This is a genomic window from Pseudooceanicola endophyticus (assembly GCF_018760365.1).
GTDB lineage: Bacteria > Pseudomonadota > Alphaproteobacteria > Rhodobacterales > Rhodobacteraceae > Pseudooceanicola > Pseudooceanicola endophyticus.
Map to the genome: position 1 here is coordinate 182967 of NZ_JAHIAB010000002.1, position 19808 is coordinate 202774.

The 19808-nt window shown below is 67.5% G+C and carries 17 protein-coding genes; 13 read left to right on the forward strand and 4 right to left on the reverse strand.

Annotation, left to right across the window (positions count from 1 at the left end; all coding sequences use genetic code 11):
- Positions 1-23: 23 nt before the first annotated feature.
- Positions 24-2075, reverse strand: coding sequence for a hydantoinase/oxoprolinase family protein (locus KM176_RS04435; RefSeq protein ID WP_160895402.1), 2052 nt, complete (start codon positions 2073-2075; stop codon positions 24-26).
- A gap of 225 nt (positions 2076-2300) precedes the next feature.
- On the opposite strand from KM176_RS04435, the gene KM176_RS04440 reads away from it, so the two are divergent.
- The 6 genes from KM176_RS04440 to KM176_RS04465 all read left to right on the forward strand — a co-directional run bounded on the left by KM176_RS04440 (position 2301) and on the right by KM176_RS04465 (position 8500).
- Entirely contained in the window at positions 2301-3686 is a 1386-nt protein-coding gene (locus tag KM176_RS04440) for a hypothetical protein (RefSeq protein WP_202397882.1), read from the forward strand.
- A gap of 154 nt (positions 3687-3840) precedes the next feature.
- A complete protein-coding gene (locus KM176_RS04445) occupies positions 3841-5151 on the forward strand; it encodes an ABC transporter substrate-binding protein (RefSeq protein WP_160895404.1) in 1311 nt (436 codons plus the stop codon).
- 95 nt (positions 5152-5246) lie between these two features.
- Positions 5247-6173 carry a branched-chain amino acid ABC transporter permease gene (locus KM176_RS04450; protein ID WP_160895405.1) on the forward strand — a complete coding sequence of 309 codons (927 nt, stop codon included), beginning with the start codon at positions 5247-5249 and terminating at the stop codon, positions 6171-6173.
- On the forward strand, positions 6170-7108 hold the full coding sequence (locus KM176_RS04455; RefSeq protein WP_160895406.1) for a branched-chain amino acid ABC transporter permease: 939 nt from the start codon (positions 6170-6172) through the stop codon (positions 7106-7108). Before KM176_RS04450 ends, KM176_RS04455 begins: the two co-directional genes overlap by 4 nt.
- Complete coding sequence (locus KM176_RS04460) at positions 7105-7815, forward strand: ABC transporter ATP-binding protein (RefSeq protein ID WP_160895407.1); 711 nt, start codon at positions 7105-7107, stop codon at positions 7813-7815. The genes KM176_RS04455 and KM176_RS04460 overlap by 4 nt, the downstream gene beginning before the upstream one ends.
- On the forward strand, positions 7802-8500 hold the full coding sequence (locus KM176_RS04465; RefSeq protein WP_160895408.1) for an ABC transporter ATP-binding protein: 699 nt from the start codon (positions 7802-7804) through the stop codon (positions 8498-8500). Before KM176_RS04460 ends, KM176_RS04465 begins: the two co-directional genes overlap by 14 nt.
- Before the next feature lie 3 nt (positions 8501-8503).
- Here the strand turns inward: KM176_RS04465 and KM176_RS04470 are convergent, their stop codons facing one another.
- Entirely contained in the window at positions 8504-8941 is a 438-nt protein-coding gene (locus KM176_RS04470) for a MarR family winged helix-turn-helix transcriptional regulator (protein WP_160895409.1), read from the reverse strand.
- A 116-nt stretch (positions 8942-9057) separates the two neighbouring features.
- Here KM176_RS04470 and KM176_RS04475 point away from each other — a divergent pair, with 116 nt between their 5' ends.
- Positions 9058-10497, forward strand: coding sequence for a 6-hydroxynicotinate reductase (locus KM176_RS04475; protein WP_160895410.1), 1440 nt, complete (start codon positions 9058-9060; stop codon positions 10495-10497).
- Positions 10494-11300 (forward strand): UPF0280 family protein, encoded by an 807-nt coding sequence (locus KM176_RS04480; protein ID WP_160895411.1) that lies wholly within the window; start codon positions 10494-10496, stop codon positions 11298-11300. The genes KM176_RS04475 and KM176_RS04480 overlap by 4 nt, the downstream gene beginning before the upstream one ends.
- A 126-nt stretch (positions 11301-11426) precedes the next feature.
- Here the strand turns inward: KM176_RS04480 and KM176_RS04485 are convergent, their stop codons facing one another.
- Complete coding sequence (locus tag KM176_RS04485; protein ID WP_160895412.1) at positions 11427-12449, reverse strand: ketopantoate reductase family protein; 1023 nt, start codon at positions 12447-12449, stop codon at positions 11427-11429.
- Positions 12450-12851: 402 nt separating this feature from the next.
- On the opposite strand from KM176_RS04485, the gene KM176_RS04490 reads away from it, so the two are divergent.
- The 5 genes from KM176_RS04490 to KM176_RS04510 all read left to right on the forward strand — a co-directional run bounded on the left by KM176_RS04490 (position 12852) and on the right by KM176_RS04510 (position 19027).
- On the forward strand, positions 12852-15014 hold the full coding sequence (locus tag KM176_RS04490; RefSeq protein WP_160895413.1) for an anthranilate synthase: 2163 nt from the start codon (positions 12852-12854) through the stop codon (positions 15012-15014).
- 251 nt (positions 15015-15265) lie between these two features.
- Positions 15266-15586, forward strand: coding sequence for an H-NS histone family protein (locus KM176_RS04495; RefSeq protein ID WP_202397883.1), 321 nt, complete (start codon positions 15266-15268; stop codon positions 15584-15586).
- A 245-nt stretch (positions 15587-15831) separates the two neighbouring features.
- On the forward strand, positions 15832-17175 hold the full coding sequence (locus tag KM176_RS04500; protein ID WP_160895414.1) for an NAD(P)-dependent oxidoreductase: 1344 nt from the start codon (positions 15832-15834) through the stop codon (positions 17173-17175).
- 23 nt (positions 17176-17198) lie between these two features.
- Positions 17199-18500, forward strand: coding sequence for an NAD-dependent dihydropyrimidine dehydrogenase subunit PreA (gene preA / locus KM176_RS04505; RefSeq protein ID WP_160895415.1), 1302 nt, complete (start codon positions 17199-17201; stop codon positions 18498-18500).
- A gap of 149 nt (positions 18501-18649) precedes the next feature.
- Positions 18650-19027, forward strand: coding sequence for a YigZ family protein (locus KM176_RS04510; RefSeq protein WP_375372127.1), 378 nt, complete (start codon positions 18650-18652; stop codon positions 19025-19027).
- On the opposite strand, the gene KM176_RS04515 is transcribed toward KM176_RS04510, so the two are convergent.
- The gene (locus KM176_RS04515) at positions 19028-19642 is read right to left on the reverse strand and encodes a TetR family transcriptional regulator C-terminal domain-containing protein (RefSeq protein WP_160895455.1); all 615 of its coding nucleotides are present in this window, start codon (positions 19640-19642) and stop codon (positions 19028-19030) included.
- Positions 19643-19808: the final 166 nt, after the last annotated feature.

The following is a 19808-nucleotide window of genomic DNA, read 5'->3' on the forward strand; positions in this document are numbered from 1 at the left end:
ATATTTGGGGAAAGATGAACGGATCATGCGGCACCGCCGATCTCGATCAGGATGTTGCCGCAGGCGTCCTGGGTGACGCGGTCGCCCGGCGGCACGAGCGTCGTGGTGTCCATCTGTTCGAGGATCGCCGGGCCGTTGAAGGCGGCATCGGCCGGCAGGCGGTCGCGCTGGTAAAGCGGCGTGTCGTGCCATTGCCCGTCGAACAGGACGGGGCGGCTGCCCCGGCAGGCCTCGGCCAGGGTCGCGGCGCGGTTCTCGGGGGGAAGCAGGCGGGCCGGATCGAATGCCGCGCGCCGCCCGATGACGGCGGTGCTGGCCGTGGCGACGGCGGCGGAGATCTTCTCCAGCCGGACCTGGAAACGGTCCCAGTAGATCTGTTCGAATTTCGCCTGCAGGGCCTCGCGGGTGATGTCAGGGCTGTCGAGGGGGACGCGCAGCAGGTGGGTCTGGCCGATGAACTGCATCTCAAGCACATGGGTGATGCGGATCTCTTCGACGGAGACTTCCTCGCGCTCGATGAGGGCGCGACCCCGGGCGGCCTGACGGGTGAGGGTGTCCGCCAGTGCGGCCATGTCGAGCTGGTCGAGGGGCTGGCCGACGGCTTCGGTGAAATCGTGGCGCAGGTCGGCGACGAGGCAGCCGAGCGCATTGGTGATGCCGGGGCGGGCGGGGACCAGGACCCGGGGCACGCCCAGTTCGCGGGCCAGAGCCGCGGCGTGCAGGGGGCCGGCGCCGCCGAAGGCGAAGAGCGCGAAATCGCGGGGATCGGCGCCGAGCGAGACCGAGACCATGCGGATGGCGCCGGCCATCTTCACGTTGGCCATGCGGATGACGGCTTCGGCGGCTTCTTCGGGGGAAAGCCCGAGAGGGGCGCCGAGCTGGTCTGCGAAGGCGGCGCGGACCTGGTCCAGGGTCACACCGCCCTCGACCGATTTCAGCCGGGCGGGATCAAGGCGGCCCATCAGCAGGTTGGCATCAGAGATCGTCGGCCGGGTGCCGCCGCGCCCGTAGCAGATCGGACCGGGGGTGGCGCCGGCGCTTTCGGGGCCGACCTCCAGCAGGCCCGCCGCATTGACCTGCGCGATCGAGCCGCCCCCGGCGCCGACAGTGCGCACATCCACCATGGGGACATGGATCGGCATGGCATATTCTACCTCGATCTCGTTCGAGACGGCGGGTTCGGCGCCGCGGATCAGGGCGACATCGGTGGAGGTGCCGCCCATGTCGTAGGTCAGCAGGTCGGGAATGCCGGCGGCGCGGCCGGTGAAGGCCGCCGCCATCACGCCCGAGGCCGGGCCCGACATCACCGTGCGGGCGGCTTCCTCGGCGACGCGGGTGGCCGAGACCATGCCGCCATTGCCGTTCATCACCAGCAGGTCGCCCGCATAGCCGCCCTGGGCGAGGCCGGCGGCGAGGTTCTGCACGTAGCGATCCAGGATCGGCTGCACCGAGGCATTGACCGCCGCCGTCACGCCACGCTCGTATTCGCGGGGTTCGGACAGCAGCGCATGGCCGAGGGTGATGTAGGGGGTGGGCCAGATCTCCTTCAGGATCTCTCCGGCGCGCAACTCGTGGGCGGGGTTGCGGTAGGCATGGAGGAAATGCACCACGACCGCCTGGCAGCCGCGCTCCAGCAGGGTGCGGGCGGCGGTGCGCAGGGCCTCTTCGTCCAGCGGCGTGACGACGCGGCCCTGGGCATCCATGCGTTCGGGAACGTCCAGGCGCAGGTCGCGCGGGATCAGCGGGCGGAAGTCGCCCTTCATGCCATAGGCCTGGGGACGGGTGCGTCGCCCCAGTTCCAGCACGTCGCGGAAGCCTGCGGTGGTCAGGATGCCGGTGCGCGCGAGCTTGCGTTCCAGCACCGCGTTGGTGGTCGTCGTCGTGCCATGCACCACGAGGGCCGTTTCGGGAAGGGAGGCCTGGGCCTCGGTCACCGCGTTCAGCACGCCCCGCGACTGGTCGTCGAGGGTGGAGGGGACCTTGGCCAGGCGGACTTCGCCGCTGGCGGGATCCATGAGGATGAGATCGGTGAAGGTGCCGCCCACGTCGACACCGATGACCTGTCGCCTGCCCATGCGGCTGCTCCTGTCCGGGAATGCTCGAAAGTATGTTTGTGTGCAAATGATTTTCGATTGCCTGCCGTGCTGTCAATCGGTGGCGGGACGCTGCGGCAGGACCGGGGCGGGAAATCCGCAGGTTTGCCTTCGAAAGCAGCCGAGGCCATGATCGGGGCGGACAGGACGGGGGACGGGATGAAGCGGGCATGGGCGGTTGTTTGGGCGGTTGTTTGGGCGGTGGCATTGGCGGGCGCAGGGCTCTGGCCGGGGCGGGCGCTGGCCCATGCCTCGGAGGGGGGCTTCGTGCTGCTGCTGCCGACGGGGCTTTACACGGCGGGCGGGGGGACGACGGTGCTGGTCACCGTGCTGCTGCTGTTCTGGCTGCCCGCACGCTGGGCGCGGGGGATGTTTCGCCCCTGGCGGGCCGGTGCGGGGGGCTCTGCCCCCGGCGCCACGGCGCCTCCCCCGGGATATTTCCGGCCAGATGACAGGGGAGCAGATGACAGGGGGGCAGATGACAGGGGAGCCTGGGTTTCCTGGGCGGTGCTGTGCGGGTTGGGCTGGGCGGTGTGGGCCGGGGTGCGGGGGCCGCAGGATCCGGTCGAGAACCCGCTGAGCCTGCTGGTCTGGACCGGAATCTGGATCTTCCTGGTGGCGCTGAGCGGGCTGCTGGGAGACCCCTGGCGGCTGTCGCCGTTTCGCGGGCCGGTGGCGCTGCTGGGGCGGCGCGCGCTGCTGCGCTATCCGGAGAGACTGGGGGAGGGGCCGGGGCTGGTGGCCTTCCTGGCCTTTGCCGCCGTGCTGCTGGTGGATGTGGCGCCGGCGGATCCGGACCGGCTGGCGGGCATGGTGCTGGCCTACGGGGCCTGGGTGCTGGCGGGCGGGGTGCTGTTCGGGCCGGTCTGGATCACACGGGGGGCGGGGATCGGCATGTTGCTGGGGCTTTATGCGCGGCTTTCGCCGGTCTGGCGCGGCGGGCTGGGGCTGCCCGGCTGGGGCGTGCTGGCGATGGGGGTGCCGGGCTGGTCGGGGGCGCTGTTCTGCCTTGCGGCCCTGGGGGTCGGCAGTTTCGACGGGTTGAACGAGACCTTCCGCTGGCTGGGCTGGATCGGGATCAACCCTCTGGAGTTCTCCGGCCGCTCGGCGGTGGTGGGGCCCAATGCCCTGGGGCTGGCGGCCAGTTGCCTGCTGCTGCCGATGGTCTTCGGGGCCGCGATCCTGGTCGGGGACCGGCTGGCGGGGGCACGGGCGCCGGGCCTGGCGTTCCGCACGCTGGCGCCTGCCGTGCTGCCCATCGCCTTCGGCTATCACCTGGCCCATTACGCCACCGCCGCCCTGGTGCAGGGGCAATACGCGCTGCATGTGCTGAGCGATCTTTTCGGCGGGCCGGAGGTGGTGGTGACCACCGGCTACCTGCAAACCCGGGACAGCGTGCGGGTGATCTGGCTGGCGCAGGCGGCGGCGGTGGTCGGTGGCCATGTCCTGGCGCTGCTGCTGAGCCATGCCCTGGCGCTGCGTCTGCATGGGGATCATCGCCGCGCGGTGCTGAGCCAGCTGCCGCTGGCACTGTTCATGGTGCTTTACACCCTCTTTGGCCTCTGGCTGCTGGCCTCGCCCCGCGGGAGCTGAGGCGCCCAAGCCTTGCGCAGCGGGAACCGCGGGGCCGCGATACGCCCTGTGCGGGTCCTGTGGCAGTGGACAGGTCGTTCGCGTGCCTACAGACTGGGGGCGAGGGTCAGCCTAATAAGACCCGGGAAAACTTCAGCAACAGGGATTCCAACAGATGACCGAGACGTCGAAGAAGACCCCGGCGGGGACAGTGCGGGGGCCGTCGCGCCGGCAGGCGCTGAAGACGCTGGCGGTGGGGGGCACCGCTGCCGCCACGCTGCCGCTTTGGGCGCGTTACGCCGGCGCGCAGACCGGCGAACCGATCCGCATCGGCTTTGCCAAGCACGCCACCGGCATCGGGGCCTCCTACGGGCGCTGGTACGACCGGGTCAGCCAGGCGGCGGTGAAGAAGATCAACGCCGAGGGCGGCGTCAATGGCCGTCCGCTGGAACTGGTGACCGAGGATGACGGCACCGATCCCAAGCGCTGCGCCGAGCTGATGGAGAAATTCGCCAACCAGTCGAAGTGCGACCTGGCCTTTGGTACGCTGTTTTCCCACGTGGTAATCGGCGCCGCCCCCCGCGCGGCCGAGCTGAAGCTGCCCTATTTCGTCGTCTCGGAAGGGCATCACGTCGCCAGCGGCATGCTGAACCGCTGGACGCTGCAACCGGGCATCACCGACGTGAAGAGCCAGGTGAAGGCCATGGCGCCCTTCGTCCACGACACGCTGGGCAAGAAGGTCACGATGATCTTCCCCGACTATGCCTTCGGCTATGACCACCGCGACAACTTCACCGCCGCGATCAAAGCGCTTGGCGGCGATGTGGTGGCGCAGATCGCCATCCCGCCGACCGAGACCTCCTTCACCAAGTACTTCCCCAAGATCCCGCGCGAGACCGAGGTGATCTACCACGTCATGATCGGGCCGGGCGTGCTGACCTTCGTCAAGGAGATGGGAGAGTTCTTCGGCCCCTCCCGCCCCGAGATCTTCGGCTTCATCGACAGCCTGGAGGCGGTGAACCTGTCCTCTCCGGGGCTGGAGTTCCTGGAGGGCACCTATTTCTGGGAAGGCATGCCGCGCTACCTGCAACCCGATGCGCCCGGCTATGTGAAGGCGTACCGCGACGCGGTGGGGCTGGATGCGAACGGCGCCTCGGTGACCGATGCCAACGATGTGTCCACCGCCGCGCACATGTTCGGCTGCTGGGAGACGCTGCATGTCATCAAGGCCGGTATGGAGGCCTGCAACTACAGCGGCATCGCCGACCGGCAGGCGCTGATCGAGGCGGTCGAGCAGATGTCGGACATGCCCGCCGGCCCCGACCATCCGCAGGGCGCCAAGCGCTTCAACGGCAAGACCCACCAGGTCTTCGGGCCGCAGTACATCTCCAAGGTCGAGGGCGGCAAGCTGAGCGTCGTGCACACCGCTTCGATCGAGGACACGCTGTACCCCGATGAGGTCGACTACACCAAGATGAGCTTCTGAGCGAAGCACCGGGCGGGCCCGTCGCGGCCCGCCCGAGGGCAATCGCCCGAGGTCAATCGCCCGTGCCTTCGGGGCCGGGCCAGGAAGGCTGTTTCATGGATTTCGGACCCTACCTGATGCTGGCCATGCTGGAAGGCGCGGTGCTGGCGGCGGTGCTTGCGCTGATGGCCAGCGGGCTGAGCCTCGTCTTCGGGGTGATGCGCGTGGTCAATGTCGCGCATGGAGAGTTCTACATGCTGGGCGCGGTGGTCGCCTGGGCGGTGACGACCCTGCTGGGGGCAGGGCCGGTGCTGAACTTCGTCGCGGCGCTGATCGTCGCGCCGCTGGTGGTGGGGGCGATGGCCGCCGCTGCCGACATGGTGATCCTGAAGCGGCTGAACTACGACCCCGAGCGGACCATCGTGGCGACCATCGGGCTGCTCTATATCCTTCAGCAGCTGACGCTGATGACTTATGGCGCCGATGCGCGCCCGGTGGTGGCGCCGTTCAATGAACGCATCGCGCTGCCCTGGGTGGAATGGGGCGACAAGGGGCTGTCCTTCTATTTCCCCTGGGGCCTGTCGACCACCAGCTACAAGCTGTTCGTGATCGCCGCCGCCGTGGTGCTGATCGCGGCGCTGAAATTGTTCATGGCGAAGACCCGCGCCGGGCTGATCATGCGCGCGACCCAGGGCGACCGGGAGATGGCAACCGCCTTCGGCGTCCCGGTCGAGCGTGTCTATGCGTTGGTCTTCGGGGGCGGCGCGGCGCTGGCGGCGCTGGCAGGCGTGCTGATCGTGCCGATCCAGCAGGCACATTACCTGATGGGGGGCGATGCGCTGCTGCTCTCGTTCATCGTGGTGATCATCGGCGGGCTGGGCAGCCTGTCGGGGACCATCGTCGCGGCGATCCTGATCGGCCTGTCGGACGGGATCATCAGCGTCTTCTTCACCCCGACGCTGGCCAAGATGATCGCGACGCTCGCCGTTGCGCTGGTGCTGGTCTTCCGGCCCCAGGGCCTGTTCGGAGGCACGTCCAGATGAGCCGCCGCGACCTGACGCTGCACCTCGGCCTTGTCGCGGTGCTGTTCCTGCTGCACTTCATCCTGCCCGCCTATCACCACGGGGTGCTGGCGCGGATCATGGTCATGGCGGTCTATGCCATCGGCTACAACATCGCCTTCGGCTACACCGGCCTGCTGAGCCTTGGCCACGCGATGTTCTTTGGTGCGGGGCTGTACGGCATGGGGCTGGCGGGGCTGCATTACGGCGTGCCGGCCTTTCCCGCCTTCCTGATCGGCACCGCCTGTGGCGCAGCGCTGGCCTTTGTCGTGGGGCTTCTGGCGCTGCGCACCGAGGGGGTCAGCTTCATGATCGTGACGCTGATGTTTTCCCAGGTGGCCTATCTGGCGCTGTTGTATTTCGGCGCCTTCACCCATGGCGACGACGGCTTCGTCGTGCCCGATGCCAGCCGCACCCTGATGGGCCTCTCCCTCAGCGACGAGGGGACGCGCTATCTGGTGGCCTGGGTGCTGTTCTCGGGGGCGCTGCTGGGCAGCCTGTGGCTGATCCGTCAGCCCTTCGGCCGCGTCCTGATCGCGCTGCGCGAGAACGAGGAACGCGCGCGCCTGCTGGGCTATGACACCAAGCGGCGCAAGCTGGCGGCGCTGGTCATCTCGGGCGCGGTCTCGGCGGCATCGGGGGCGGCCTATGCGGCGCTGTTCGGCTATGTGGGCGCGACCTTCGCGGGGGTGCAGTATTCCATCTTCGCACTGCTCTGGGTGCTGCTGGGGGGCGCGGGCACGGTGCTGGGGCCCTTTGTCGGCACGCTCTTCATGTTCTACCTGATCGATCTGGCCACCGGGCTCACCGATGCCTACATGCTGATCGCGGGCGTCGCGCTGGTGGGGCTGACGCTGTTCGCGCCCCAGGGCATCGTCGGGGAACTGCGCCGCCGCTTCTGGAAGGACCTGCCATGACCGCGATCCTGTCCACCTCGGGCCTGGGCAAACGCTTTGACGGGCTGCGCGCCAATCACGACATCGACTTCGCACTGGCACCGGGAGAGATCCATGCGCTGATCGGCCCGAACGGCGCCGGCAAGACCACATTCGTGTCGATGCTGATCGGGCGGCTGGCGCCCTCCGAGGGCACGATCCGCTTCGACGGGCGGGACGTGACGCGGATGCCCGCGCACCGGCGCGTGGCCCTGGGCATGGCCTATACGTTCCAGATCACCTCGGTCTTCGGGCGGCTCAGCTGCGCCGAGAACGTCGCGCTGGCGGCCCGGGGGCGCGACGCCGACGTGCAGCGCGCGCTGGAGCGCGTCGGCCTGGCCGAGCGTGCCGCAGAGATCGCGGGCGACCTCTCCTACGGGCACCAGCGCCTGCTGGAGATCGCCATGGGGCTGGCGCAGCGGCCCCGGCTGCTGATCCTGGACGAGCCGACGCAAGGTCTGGCGGAAAGCGAAGTCGCGGCCTTCAAGCAGCTGATCCGCGCGCTGGTCCCCGACACCACGATCCTGCTGATCGAACACAACATGTCCGTCGTCATGGAACTGGCCGACCGGATCACCGTGCTGAATTTCGGAGAGGTTCTGGCGCAGGGCACGCCCGCCCAGATCCACGACAACCCGGCCGTTCAGGCGGCCTACCTTGGCACCGGAGGCCAGGATGCTGAAGATTGAGGGGCTGAGGGCCGGCTACGGCGCGGCAGAGGTGCTGCGCGGCGTCAGCCTGTCGGCCGAGCCGGGCGAGATCACGGTGCTGATGGGGCGCAACGGTGCCGGGAAGACCACGCTGATGAAGGCGATCATGGGGCTGGTGAAGACCTCGGGGCGGATCGAACTGGACGGCACCGACCTGGCCGCGCTGCCCCCCCATCAGGTGCCGCGTCAGGGCGTGGGCTACGTGCCGCAGGGCCGTCGCCTTTTCGCCGAGCTGTCGGTGGCCGAGAACCTGGAGATGGGGCTGGGTGCCGGGCCCGCCCAAGGCCGCGCCGCCACCCGCGAGGAGATGCTGGAGCTGTTTCCCCGCCTGCGCGAGCGCCTGCATCAGCGCGCCGGCACGCTGTCGGGGGGCGAACAGCAGATGCTGGCCACCGCGCGGGCGCTCTGCCTGAAGCCGAAGCTTTTGCTGCTGGACGAGCCGACCGAGGGGCTGCAACCCTCGATGATCGGGGCGATCCGGCAGGTCATGGTGACGATGCGCGACCGCGGCCTTGCGGTGCTGCTGGTCGAGCAGCGCATCGAGGCGGTGCTGGAACTGGCCGACCGCGTCAGCGTGATCGAGATGGGGCGCAATGCCGAGGATTTCAGCCGCGCCGCGCTTTCGGGCGCCGAGGGACGCCTGCGCGCCCGGCTCGGCGTCTGAGGGTCAGCAGAGCTTGCGCAGCAGCTCCAGGAAGGTCGCCTGTTCGCGCGCGCTCAGCGGGGCCAGCGTCTCGTCCGAGATGGCGACGCCGGTTTCGGCGCGCCGCGCATAAAGCGCCAGCCCGGCCTCCGTCGGTATCAGGTAGTGGCGGCGGCGGTCCTGCGGATCCGGGGTCGCGGTGATCAGGTCGCGGGCACGCAGCCGGTCGGCCACCCCCTTGATCGTGGCCGCATCCATCCCCGTCGCCCGTCCGAGCGCATTCTGGGAGGTCGGACCCAGCTCGCACAGCTTGGCCAGCGCCGCGAATTGGGTCGAGGTGATCTCGGGCATCATCTGGGCGAAGATGGCGAGGTGACGCTGCGAGGCCCGGCGGAGCAGAAAGCCCACCTGCTCCTCGAGACGATAGGCATTTGCTGCCTGATCCTTGAACTCATGATGCATGATCGAGGTATCTCTGCCTCTGCGGCAATTGGCAAGGTGGAAAGAATTTGACAGGCGCGGGAGAGCTTCTCAAAATCCGTTTGTACACGAACAAGTCAGAGCCTTGAGGATACGCCATGGCGAGCGGAGACAAGATCAGGTGCGATGCCTGCCCGGTAATGTGCTACGTGGCCGAGGGGCGCACAGGCGCCTGCGACCGCTATGCGAACGAGGGCGGGCGGATCGTGCGCTGCGACCCGGTGACGGTGCTGGATCGTCGCCTCGAAAAGGGCGAGGAAGTGCGCCCCTTCCTGCAGCAGGACTGGGACGGCGAGTTGATCGCGGGGTCCGACCTGTTCGTCTCGGGGCTGGGGGCGGGCACGACCTATCCCGATTTCAAGCCCGCGCCCTTCATCGTCAGCCGCGAGGTCGAGGGCGTCGATACGGTGACCGTGGTGACCGAGGCGATCTATTCCTACTGCGGTGCCAAGGTGAAGATCGACACCGACCGCCATCTTGGCGACGAATGCGCCCGGGTGCTGGCGAAGGGCGAACCCATCGGCCATGTCACCACGGGCGAATACGGCTCCCAGATGCTCTCGCTCGGCGGGGTCGATCACCTGACGGGGGGCTCCAAGGCGGAAGGGCGGGCGACCTGCGACACGCTGATGGCGCTGTGCAACGGCGCGGCGGTGGAATTGCAGATCGAGGGGGGCTCTTCTGTGGTGGTGCAGGCGGGGCAGCCGCCCATCGTCGATGGCGTCCCCGAGGTGCGGATGCGCGTCGGCTGCGGTTCGGCGACCATCGGCATGTTCGCCTCGCAGTGGCAGGGGCTGGTGGACGAGGTGGTGGTGGTCGATGACCATATCACCGGCGTCGTCTCGGAGCATCAGGCGGGCAAGGTGATCGGCTGGCCCGATACCGGCATCCGCATCCAGGGGCGCCGGTCCACGCCGGGGCGCTATTTCCAGGTCGCCGAGCCGGGCCTGGGCTGGGGCGGCACCGACATCACCGATCCGCTCTCGATCCTGGGGCCCTGGCAGGCCAGGAAGGGCGCGCGGCCGGGGCTGAGCGTGCTGATGGTCTCGACCACCGGGGAACATGCGGATTACTTCGTGCTGGACGAGGATCTGGTGCCGCAGCGCCGCGAGATGCCCGAGGCGCTGCGCCCGAGCGTCGATCTGATTGCCGAGAACTGCGAACCGGCGCTCTGCACGGTGATGTTCTGCGCCGGGGCGGGGGGATCGTTGCGCTCGGGCGTGACGCGCAACCCGGTGCGGCTGACGCGCGCGGTCCATGCCGGAGAGGTCAAGGTGACGCTGGGCGGGGCCGAGGCCTTCCTGTGGCCGGGCGGGGGCATCACGGTGATGCTCGACGTGCTGGACATGCCGGCGCAGAGCTTTGGCTATGTGCCGACCCCGGCGCTGGTGGCACCGCTGGAATTCACCATGGCGCGCGACCTCTACCTGGCGCTTGGCGGGCATGGCGGCGCGATCCGCAGCCTGCACGAGGTGCTTTCGGAAGGCGGCGAATACGGCGACAGCTTCCGCGCCCTCGGCCGGGTCGGGGGGGAATGAGCGGCGCGCAGGCTGCGCTTCTGCCCGACGGGGTGCGGCTGCATCTGCAGGAAGGGCCGATCGACCTGATCCTCTGGGCCGCGCCAGAGGTGCGGGCAACGGCCTACCGCGCCGCCTGTTCACGGTTTGAGGGGCTGCTGGCGGCGCTGGTGGCCGAGCTGCCGGAGCTGCGCCGTGCAGGCGGGCAGCCCCGGGGGGCCGTGGCGTGCCGGATGGCGGCGGCGACCGCGCCCTTCGCGCCCGAATTCATCACCCCGATGGCCGCCGTGGCGGGGGCCGTCGCCGAAGAGATCCTGTCGGCCATGTCCGCCGTCGCGCCCGAGGCGAAGCTTTGGGTGAACAATGGCGGCGACATCGCCTGGCAGCCGGGCGGGCAGCCGATGCGGCTGGCGATGGCGGGCGGGGCGGTGACGGTGCCGCCCGAGGCGCCGTTTCGCGGCTGTGCCACCTCGGGGCGCGGCGGGCGCAGCCATTCGCTTGGCATTGCCGATGCGGTGACGGTTCTGGCCGCGACTGCCGCCGCCGCAGATGCCGCCGCCACGATGATCGCCAACCGCGTCGATCTGCCCGGTCACCGGGCGGTCACGCGCCAGCCGGCGCAGGCGCTGCTGCCCGACAGCGATCTTGGAGAGCGGCTGGTCACCACGGATCTGGGGCTACTGAGCCCGGCAGAGGTGGACAGCGCCCTAGACCGGGGCCTGGCCTATGCCGAAACGCTGCGCGCCCGGGGGCTGATCGGCACGGCGCATCTTGCGCTGCGGGGACGCTCCCGGCAGCTGGAGGCCTTGCCCCTGATCGGGTGAAGGCCCCGGCCCGGCATCGAGCCGGCCCGTTGCCTGCCGTCTCCTGCGGAGTCGGCGCGCCCCTCCGCATTCATCTTTCCGAAAAATATGCCCGCCGGAGGCAGCGGCCCGCCGGGCCGCTTTCCCTCAGCCTGCCGGGCGGCTCTGATCGATCAGCCGCAGGAGCCCGGTCACCAGGGCCAGGTTCGGGCAGTCGATCCCGTGGCTGCGTGCGACCGACAGGGGGGCCGCGAAGATCGGCTCGATCTCAAGCGGGCGGCCCGCCTCAACGTCCTGCAGGGTCGAGGGCTTGAAGGGGGCGCCGCCGCGCACCTTCTCCAGCCGCGCGGCAATGTCGTAATCGAAGGGCAGCCCCTCGGCGGCGGCGATCGCCAGAACCTCGCGCATGATCGCCACCGACAGATCGGCGACCTGGGGATCGGCAAGCGTCACGTTCATCGGCTGGCGCGCGATGGCGCAGACCGAGTTGGTGGAGGCATTGGTCAGGATCTTGTGCCAGAGCGCCTGGCCGAAGGGCCGGCTGCGCGCGATGGTCAGCCCGGCGGCCTCCAGCAGGGCCTGCACCCGGTCGACATCGGGCTGCGGCCCGTCCTCCATCCGCCCGATGTCGAAATAGCCCTCGATGTCGATGCTGACGCAGCCGGGTTCGGGCTGGCTGACCCCCAGGTAGGCGATGGCGCCGATGGCGCGCCCGGGCCCGATCCTGGCCCAGAGCCGGCCGCCGGGATCGACCTCTTCGGCGCCGCGATGCCCGCCCTTGCCGTCGCGCACCGGGTACCACCAGGGCAGGCCGTTCACGACAGGCAGGATGCGGCCCGCAGGTGCCAGCAGGCGCGCCAGCTTGTCCGCCATCGGCGGGATCTGGTGGCCCTTCAGCGCGGTGATCACCAGGTCCTGCGGCGGCAGGGTGTCGGGATCATCGGTGGCCGTGACGGGGATTGCCTGCTCGGGCTGGCCGGCGCAGCGCAGCCGCAGCCCGTCGCGGCGGATCGCCTCCAGCGTGGCGCCGCGCGCCACCACCGAGACCGAGGCCACCTGATCCCCCCCGGCGATGCCCGCGATCCGGGCCGCCATGGATCCGCCGATGGCGCCGGTGCCGACGATGCAGACGGAAAGCGGGCGGTCGGGCAGGGGCGGCAGCTGGGTCATGGCAATATGTCCTGTGATCAATTCCTGGCCGCAGCGTTTCACGCCTGACGCGGGGTCGCAAGGCGCGTCCCCTCACATCGGCGCGCCCCGGACCCGCACCGCAGGTCAAACATGGGCTTGACAGCCGGGCGCGAAGGCCGGATGAACAGGGCGTCCCTGCGGCACTTGCAGGGCACGAGGAGACGACCGGCCCAAACCGGTCCGGAGCGCCGGGAGCCCCGGCAGGGAACGCGGAAGATGACCGTGCAACGATGGCAAGGCTGGACCCTGACCTGGCGATGGTAACCCCATCGTCCCGTTGATCCCATTTTCCTTTCCGGCGGCCCGTTTCCGGCCTGAACCCAGCCAAGTTGCATCCGGCCCCTCGTGGACCGTGCCGCCCCGCAACAGAGACCACCCGAGATGACCGACCTGACCTTCCAGACCAAGGGAGGCGTCACTGTCTCCCGACGCGAACTGCCTGCAACCTACCTGACCGACACCCAGAAGCTGGCCGAAAAGCTCGACAGCCACCGGGGCGTGCTGCTGTCGTCGAACTACGAATATCCCGGCCGCTACACCCGCTGGGACTTCGGCTTTGCCGAGCCGCCGGTGATCGTGGAGGCGCGTGGCCGTGCCATGCGCATCGGCGCGCTGAACGCCCGCGGCGAGGTGCTGCTGAAGATGATCGCGCCCGTCGTCACCGATCTGGACGCGGTGGCGCAGGCCGAGGTCACGGCAACCGATATCCGCCTGCAGATCCGCGCCCCCGAACGGGTCTATGACGAGGAGGAACGCTCGCGCGCGCCCTCCGTCTTCTCGGTGCTGCGGGCCATGGTGGCGCTGTTCTTCTCGGACGAGGACGGGCACCTGGGCCTTTACGGCGCCTTCGGCTACGACCTGGCCTTCCAGTTCGAGCCCATCGACTTCACCCTGGAACGCCCCGACGACCAGCGCGATCTGGTGCTGTTCCTGGCCGATGACATCCTGGTGGGCGATCACTATTCCACCTCGGCGACGCGCTACCGCTACGAGTTCTCCATGGGCGCGCTGACCACCGAAGGCACCGAGGCCGCCTGCCAGCCCGATCCCTTCCGCAAGGGCCCGGAAAACCTGCCGCGCGGCGATCACGAGCCGGGCGAATATGCCAAGCTGGTGGTCGATGCCAAGGAAAGCTTCCGCCGCGGCGACCTGTTCGAGGTGGTCCCGGGGCAGGTCTTCTACGAGGCCTGCAAGGACAGCCCCTCGGCCATCTTCGGACGGCTGCAAAAGATCAATCCCGCACCTTTCGGCTTCATCATGAACCTTGGTGAGCAGGAATACCTGGTCGGCGCTTCCCCGGAGATGTTCGTGCGTGTCACCGGGCGCCGGGTGGAAACCTGCCCGATCTCGGGCACCATCAAGCGTGGCCGCGATGCCATCGAGGACAGCGAGCAGATCCTGAAGTTGCTGCAATCCAAGAAGGACGAGAGCGAGTTGACGATGTGTTCCGACGTCGACCGCAACGACAAGTCCCGGGTCTGCGAGCCGGGCTCCGTGCGGGTCATCGGGCGGCGCCAGATCGAGATGTATTCGCGTCTGATCCACACGGTGGATCATATCGAGGGGCGGCTGCGCGCGGGCATGGATGCCTTCGATGCCTTCCTGTCCCACGCCTGGGCGGTGACGGTGACCGGCGCGCCCAAGCTCTGGGCCATGCGTTTCATCGAAACCCATGAGAAGAGCACCCGCAAATGGTATGGCGGCGCCGTCGGCGCGGTGCAGTTCGACGGCTCGATGAATACCGGCCTGACGCTGCGCACCATTCGCATCAAGGACGGTGTTGCCGAGGTGCGCGCCGGGGCCACGCTGTTGAATGACTCCGATCCCGATGCGGAAGAGGCGGAAACCGAACTCAAGGCCAGCGCGATGCGCGCGGCCATTCGTGGTGAACTTTCCGCGGTCGATAAAACCGAAGCCGATACGCAATTGCCGCAGGGGCAGGGACGCCGCGTATTGTTGGTCGATCACGAGGACAGTTTTGTACACACGCTCGCAAACTATTTCCGCCAAACCGGTGCGGAGGTTCTGACGACGCGGAGTCCGGTAAACGATACCGTTTTCGAAAAGTTTTCTCCGGATTTGGTGGTGCTTTCTCCGGGGCCGGGTACGCCGTCGGATTTCGGCTGCGCGCAGACAATCCAGAAAGTTCTGGATCGGGATCTGCCGCTTTTCGGGGTCTGCCTCGGATTGCAGGCGATTTCGGAATTCTTCGGTGCCCGCCTGGAGCGCCTGGAAGAGCCGATGCACGGCAAGCCCTCGCGGATCCGCATCGACGCGCCCGGCACGGTCTTTGCCGGGATGCCCGAGGAGATCACCGTGGGGCGCTACCATTCCCTGCATGCGCCGGTGGCCAACCTCCCGGAACAACTTGTCGTGACCGCTACCACGGCGGACGGAATCGTGATGGGCATCGAACACCGGGACCGACCGATCGCCGCCGTCCAGTTCCACCCGGAGTCGATCATGTCGCTGGGACAGGACGCCGGGATGGAAATGATCCGGAATGTCGTGGCGACGCTGGGGAAAGCTTTGCAGCCCGCATGATTTGGCGCTAATGCGCGTCAGATTTTAAGTGAAATATTAACGCCGGCGGGTTGTAAAACCCGCCGGCGTTTTACTTTCCGGAATGTACGGGTGTCGATTTTCCAGTTTTGGACATCGGCGTAGACTTGCCTATGTCATCTTATCATTTCTTTGATCTGTTTATGGTTGCCTCAAGTTAATTTTATATAGTATCGGCCAAGTGGGAATTGAAATTTCTGCTTTTCCCGGAAACGACAAAAGGAAGCATGAACATGCTGGATCAGGAACTGGATACGATGTCCCTCGGGGATCTGAAAAAGCTGCAAAGCAAAGTCAGCACCGCGATCAAGACGTATGAAGACCGTCAACGCAAAATGGCGTTGGTGGAGCTTGAGGCGAAAGCAGCCGAAATGGGCTTCAGCCTGTCTGAACTCACCGGTGCACCGAGCCGCAAAGGCAAGGTCAATCCGCCGAAATACCGTAATCCCGAAGATCCCGCACAAACCTGGAGCGGCCGTGGCCGTCAGCCCGGCTGGGTCAAGGAAGCGCTGGCGCGTGGGGACGCGCTGGACAACTATCTGATCGTGCGCTGAATTCGGGGGCGCGCCCGCGCAGTTTCACTCCCTGCCGGGACGCATCCCAGGAGCAAGAGGCCTTTCGGGGCCTCTTTTTCTTTGCCCGGGGCCTGTCGGCGGGCCGGACCGCGCGGGTGCGGTGAAAAATCCGGCAGGAAGAGGTCCGGGGTCATATTTGACCTTCCGGAAAAAATTTTACCGTTTGATAAAAAATAGACTCATGACAGGCTGTGCCCACCAAGGAATCCAACGGGAGGCCCAGGATGAGCACGACCCCAATGACCCCAGGCATTCAGCCCGCGCGCCTGCCGGGCGAGACGCTGGCGCGGAACTTCTGCGCTCTTCATGCGCCGCTTGAACGGCACGAGGCGCAGGTGGCGGCGGATCGCTGCTATTTCTGCCATGACGCGCCCTGCATGACGGCCTGCCCGACTTCGATCGACATTCCGCTGTTCATTCGCCAGATCATGACCGGCACGCCGGAGGCGGCGGCGAAGACGATCTTCAGCCAGAATATTCTGGGCGGCATGTGCGCCCGTGTCTGCCCGACCGAGCAGCTTTGCGAGGAGGCCTGCGTGCGCGAGGCCGCCGAGGGCAGGCCGGTCGAGATCGGGCGTTTGCAGCGCTATGCGACCGATACGCTGGTGGCGCGCAACGCGCATCCCTTCACCCGGGCCGAACCGACCGGCAAGCGCGTCGCCGTGGTCGGGGCGGGGCCTGCGGGTTTGGCCTGCGCGCACCGCCTGGCGATGAAGGGGCATGAGGTCGTGGTCTATGATTGCAAGGCCAAGGCCGGTGGGCTGAACGAATTCGGCATCGCCGCCTACAAGTCCACCGATGATTTCGCCGCTCGCGAGGTCGCCTGGCTGCTGGGCATCGGCGGCATCACCATCGAAACCGGAAAGGGACTCGGTGCCGGGCTGGAGCTGGAGGCGCTTCAGGAGAGCTTTGACGCGGTTTTCCTCGGAATCGGCCTTGGCGGCGTGAATGCCCTGCGTGCGGTGGGCGAGGGCAAGGCGGGGGTCGAGGATGCGGTCTCCTTCATTGCCGAGCTGCGCCAGGCCCCGGATCTGGCGGCGCTGCCGGTGGGGCGCAACGTGGTGGTGATCGGTGGCGGCATGACCGCGATCGACGCGGCCATCCAGTCGCGCCTGCTGGGGGCGGAACATGTCACCATCGCCTATCGGCGCGGCACCGAGCGCATGGGCGCCTCCGGGTTCGAGCAGGATCTGGCGGCCTCGAAGGGGGTCAGGATCCTGACCAACGTGATGCCGATGGCGCTGCACGGTAACGGTGCGGTTGCCGAAATCGAGCTGGAATACACCGCCGAGGTGGATGGCCGCCTGAGGGGCACCGGAGAAACCTTCCGCCTGCCCGCCGATCAGGTCTTCAAGGCCATCGGCCAGACCCTGACGGATGTGCCCGGGGGGCTGGAGATCGCGGGCGGCAAGATCGCCGTGTCGGAGACCGGGCGGACCTCTGTGCCGGGGGTCTGGGCCGGGGGCGACTGCGCCTCGGGGGGCGAGGACCTGACGGTGACCGCCGTGGCAGAGGGCCGCGACGCGGCCGAGGACATTCACACCGCACTGATGGGGGTGGCGGGCTGAGCCCGGCTGAAGGAGGAACCAAGATGGCTGATCTGACGACGGAATTCCTGGGCATTCGCAGCCCCAACCCCTTCTGGCTGGCCTCGGCGCCGCCGACCGACAAGGAGTACAATGTCCGCCGCGCCTTCGAGGCCGGCTGGGGCGGCGTGGTCTGGAAGACGCTGGGCAGCGAGGGGCCGCCGGTGGTCAATGTCAACGGGCCGCGCTACGGCGCGATCTGGGGCGCTGACCGGCGTCTGCTGGGGCTCAACAATATCGAGCTGATCACCGACCGGGACCTTTACACGAACCTCGAGGAGATCACCCGGGTGAAGAGGGATTACCCGGACCGCGCGGTGATCGTCTCGATCATGGTGCCCTGCGAGGAGGAAGCCTGGAAGGCGATCCTGCCGCTGGTCGAGGAGACCGGCGCCGACGGGATCGAACTGAACTTCGGCTGCCCGCACGGCATGGCCGAGCGCGGCATGGGATCGGCGGTGGGGCAGGTGCCCGAATACATCCGCATGGTCGCGCAGTGGTGCAAGATGTATTACTCGAAGCCGGTGATCGTGAAGCTGACTCCGAACATCACCGATATCCGCTACCCGGCGCGGGCGGCCTTCGCGGGCGGGGCGGATGCGGTTTCCCTGATCAACACCATCAATTCGATCACCTCGGTCAATCTGGACGCGATGTGCCCGGAACCGATGATCGACGGCAAGGGCAGCCACGGCGGCTACTGCGGCCCGGCGGTGAAACCCATCGCCCTGAACATGGTGGCCGAGATCGCCCGCGATCCCGAGACCGCGGGCAAGCCGATTTCGGGCATCGGGGGCATCACCACCTGGCGCGATGCGGCGGAATTCATGGCGCTTGGCGCCGGCAATGTGCAGGTCTGCACCGCCGCCATGACCTACGGGTTCAAGGTGGTGCAGGAAATGATCTCGGGCCTGTCGCAATGGATGGACGAGAAGGGCTATGAAAGCACTGCCGATTTCATCGGCATGGCGGCGCCCAGGGTCAGCGATTGGCAGCACCTGAACCTGAACTACGTCACCAAGGCCGAGATCGACCAGGAGGCCTGCATCAAGTGCGGGCGCTGCTATGCCGCCTGCGAGGATACCTCGCACCAGGCGATCGACATGTCGGAGGACCGGGTCTTTTCCGTGAAGGACGAGGACTGCGTGGCCTGCAACCTTTGTGTCAATGTCTGCCCGGTCGAGGGCTGCATCACCATGCGCCAGCTGGAGGAGGGCGAGGTCGATCCGCGCACCGGCAAGGTGGTCGGGCCTTACGCGAACTGGACGACCCATCCGAACAATCCGGGTGCCGTGGCCGCGGAGTGAGCGGGGAGGCGGGCGCGTCGCGGAAGCGGTGCCCTTTGCGGCGTGATGGGGGCTCTGCCCCCGTCTCCTGTCGGAGACTCCCCCGAGGTATTTGGAACAAGAAAATGCTTTGGGTTGTGGTTTTTTCGGGCCGGGGGTAGGCGGGTCCCATGGGTGAGCTGACGACATTTGACGGCGTGATTTCCGACCGGGGGTCGAAATATGCCGTGTCCGGCGGGCCGGCGGAGAGCCGGGCCGAGGCCGAAGCATTGCTGAAGGCGCTGAAGCGGAAGAAGAAATTCGCCAAGGCCACCCATAACACCTGGGCGCTTCTGCTGCCGGGGGAGCCGGTGAAGGCCGATGATGGCGAGGCCGGCGCCGGCATGGTGATCCTGCGGATGCTGGAGCGCGCGGGGCTGGAGAACCATGTCATCGTGGTCACCCGGTGGTTCGGCGGCACGCATCTGGGCGGCGATCGCTTCCGCCATGTCCAGGAGGCGGTGCGGATCTACCTGGCCGAGATCGGCGTGCCGCCGGTCGCCGAGTGATCAGGGCGTCAGCATCCGGGTGAAGAGGGTCACCAGATAGGCTTCGGCCTCGGGGTAGGGATCGGGCTTTTCGGGGCCGAGCACCGCGTGAACCTGCACGTCGAAATCCGCGTAATGCTGGGTCAGCGACCAGATCGAGAAGATCAGGTGGTGCGGATCGGCCCGCGCGATCCGGCCCTGGTCCATCCAGCCCGCGATCACCGCCGCCTTCTGGTCGACCAGCTGTTTCAGGTCGGTTTCCAGCAGCGTCAGGATGCGCGGCGCACCCTGGACGATCTCATTGGCGAAGAGGCGGCTTTCGCGGGGGTGATCGCGGCTCATCTGCAGCTTGCGGCGCATGTAGGTCAGGATCTCTTCCAGCGGATCGCCGTTGTCGTCGAGCGCGCGCAGCGGGTCCAGCCAGGTGTCCATCAGAGTCGACAGCAGGTGGGTGTGGATCGCTTCCTTGGAGGGGAAGTAGTAGAGCAGGTTCGGTTTCGACAGCTTTGCCTGCTTGGCGATCTGATCTACGGTCGAGCCGCGGAAGCCATAGGTCGAAAAGACAGACAGGGCCGCTTCGGAAATTCGTGCAATGTTCTTCTTCTGGATTCGGGTGCGGGGTACGGGCTTGTCCATGGCCATGAAAAATCCTCAAGAATGGTCCGGAAGTCCCGGGATTTCATCGGTTTTCGACACATGATTGCGCTTTCCCGACCAGGGCTGGGCGGCGGTGCCGAGAGATTGGGCATCCTGTTCCGGAGGGGGAGACGGGAATGGACCGGCGGGGGGTGAATTTCTTGAC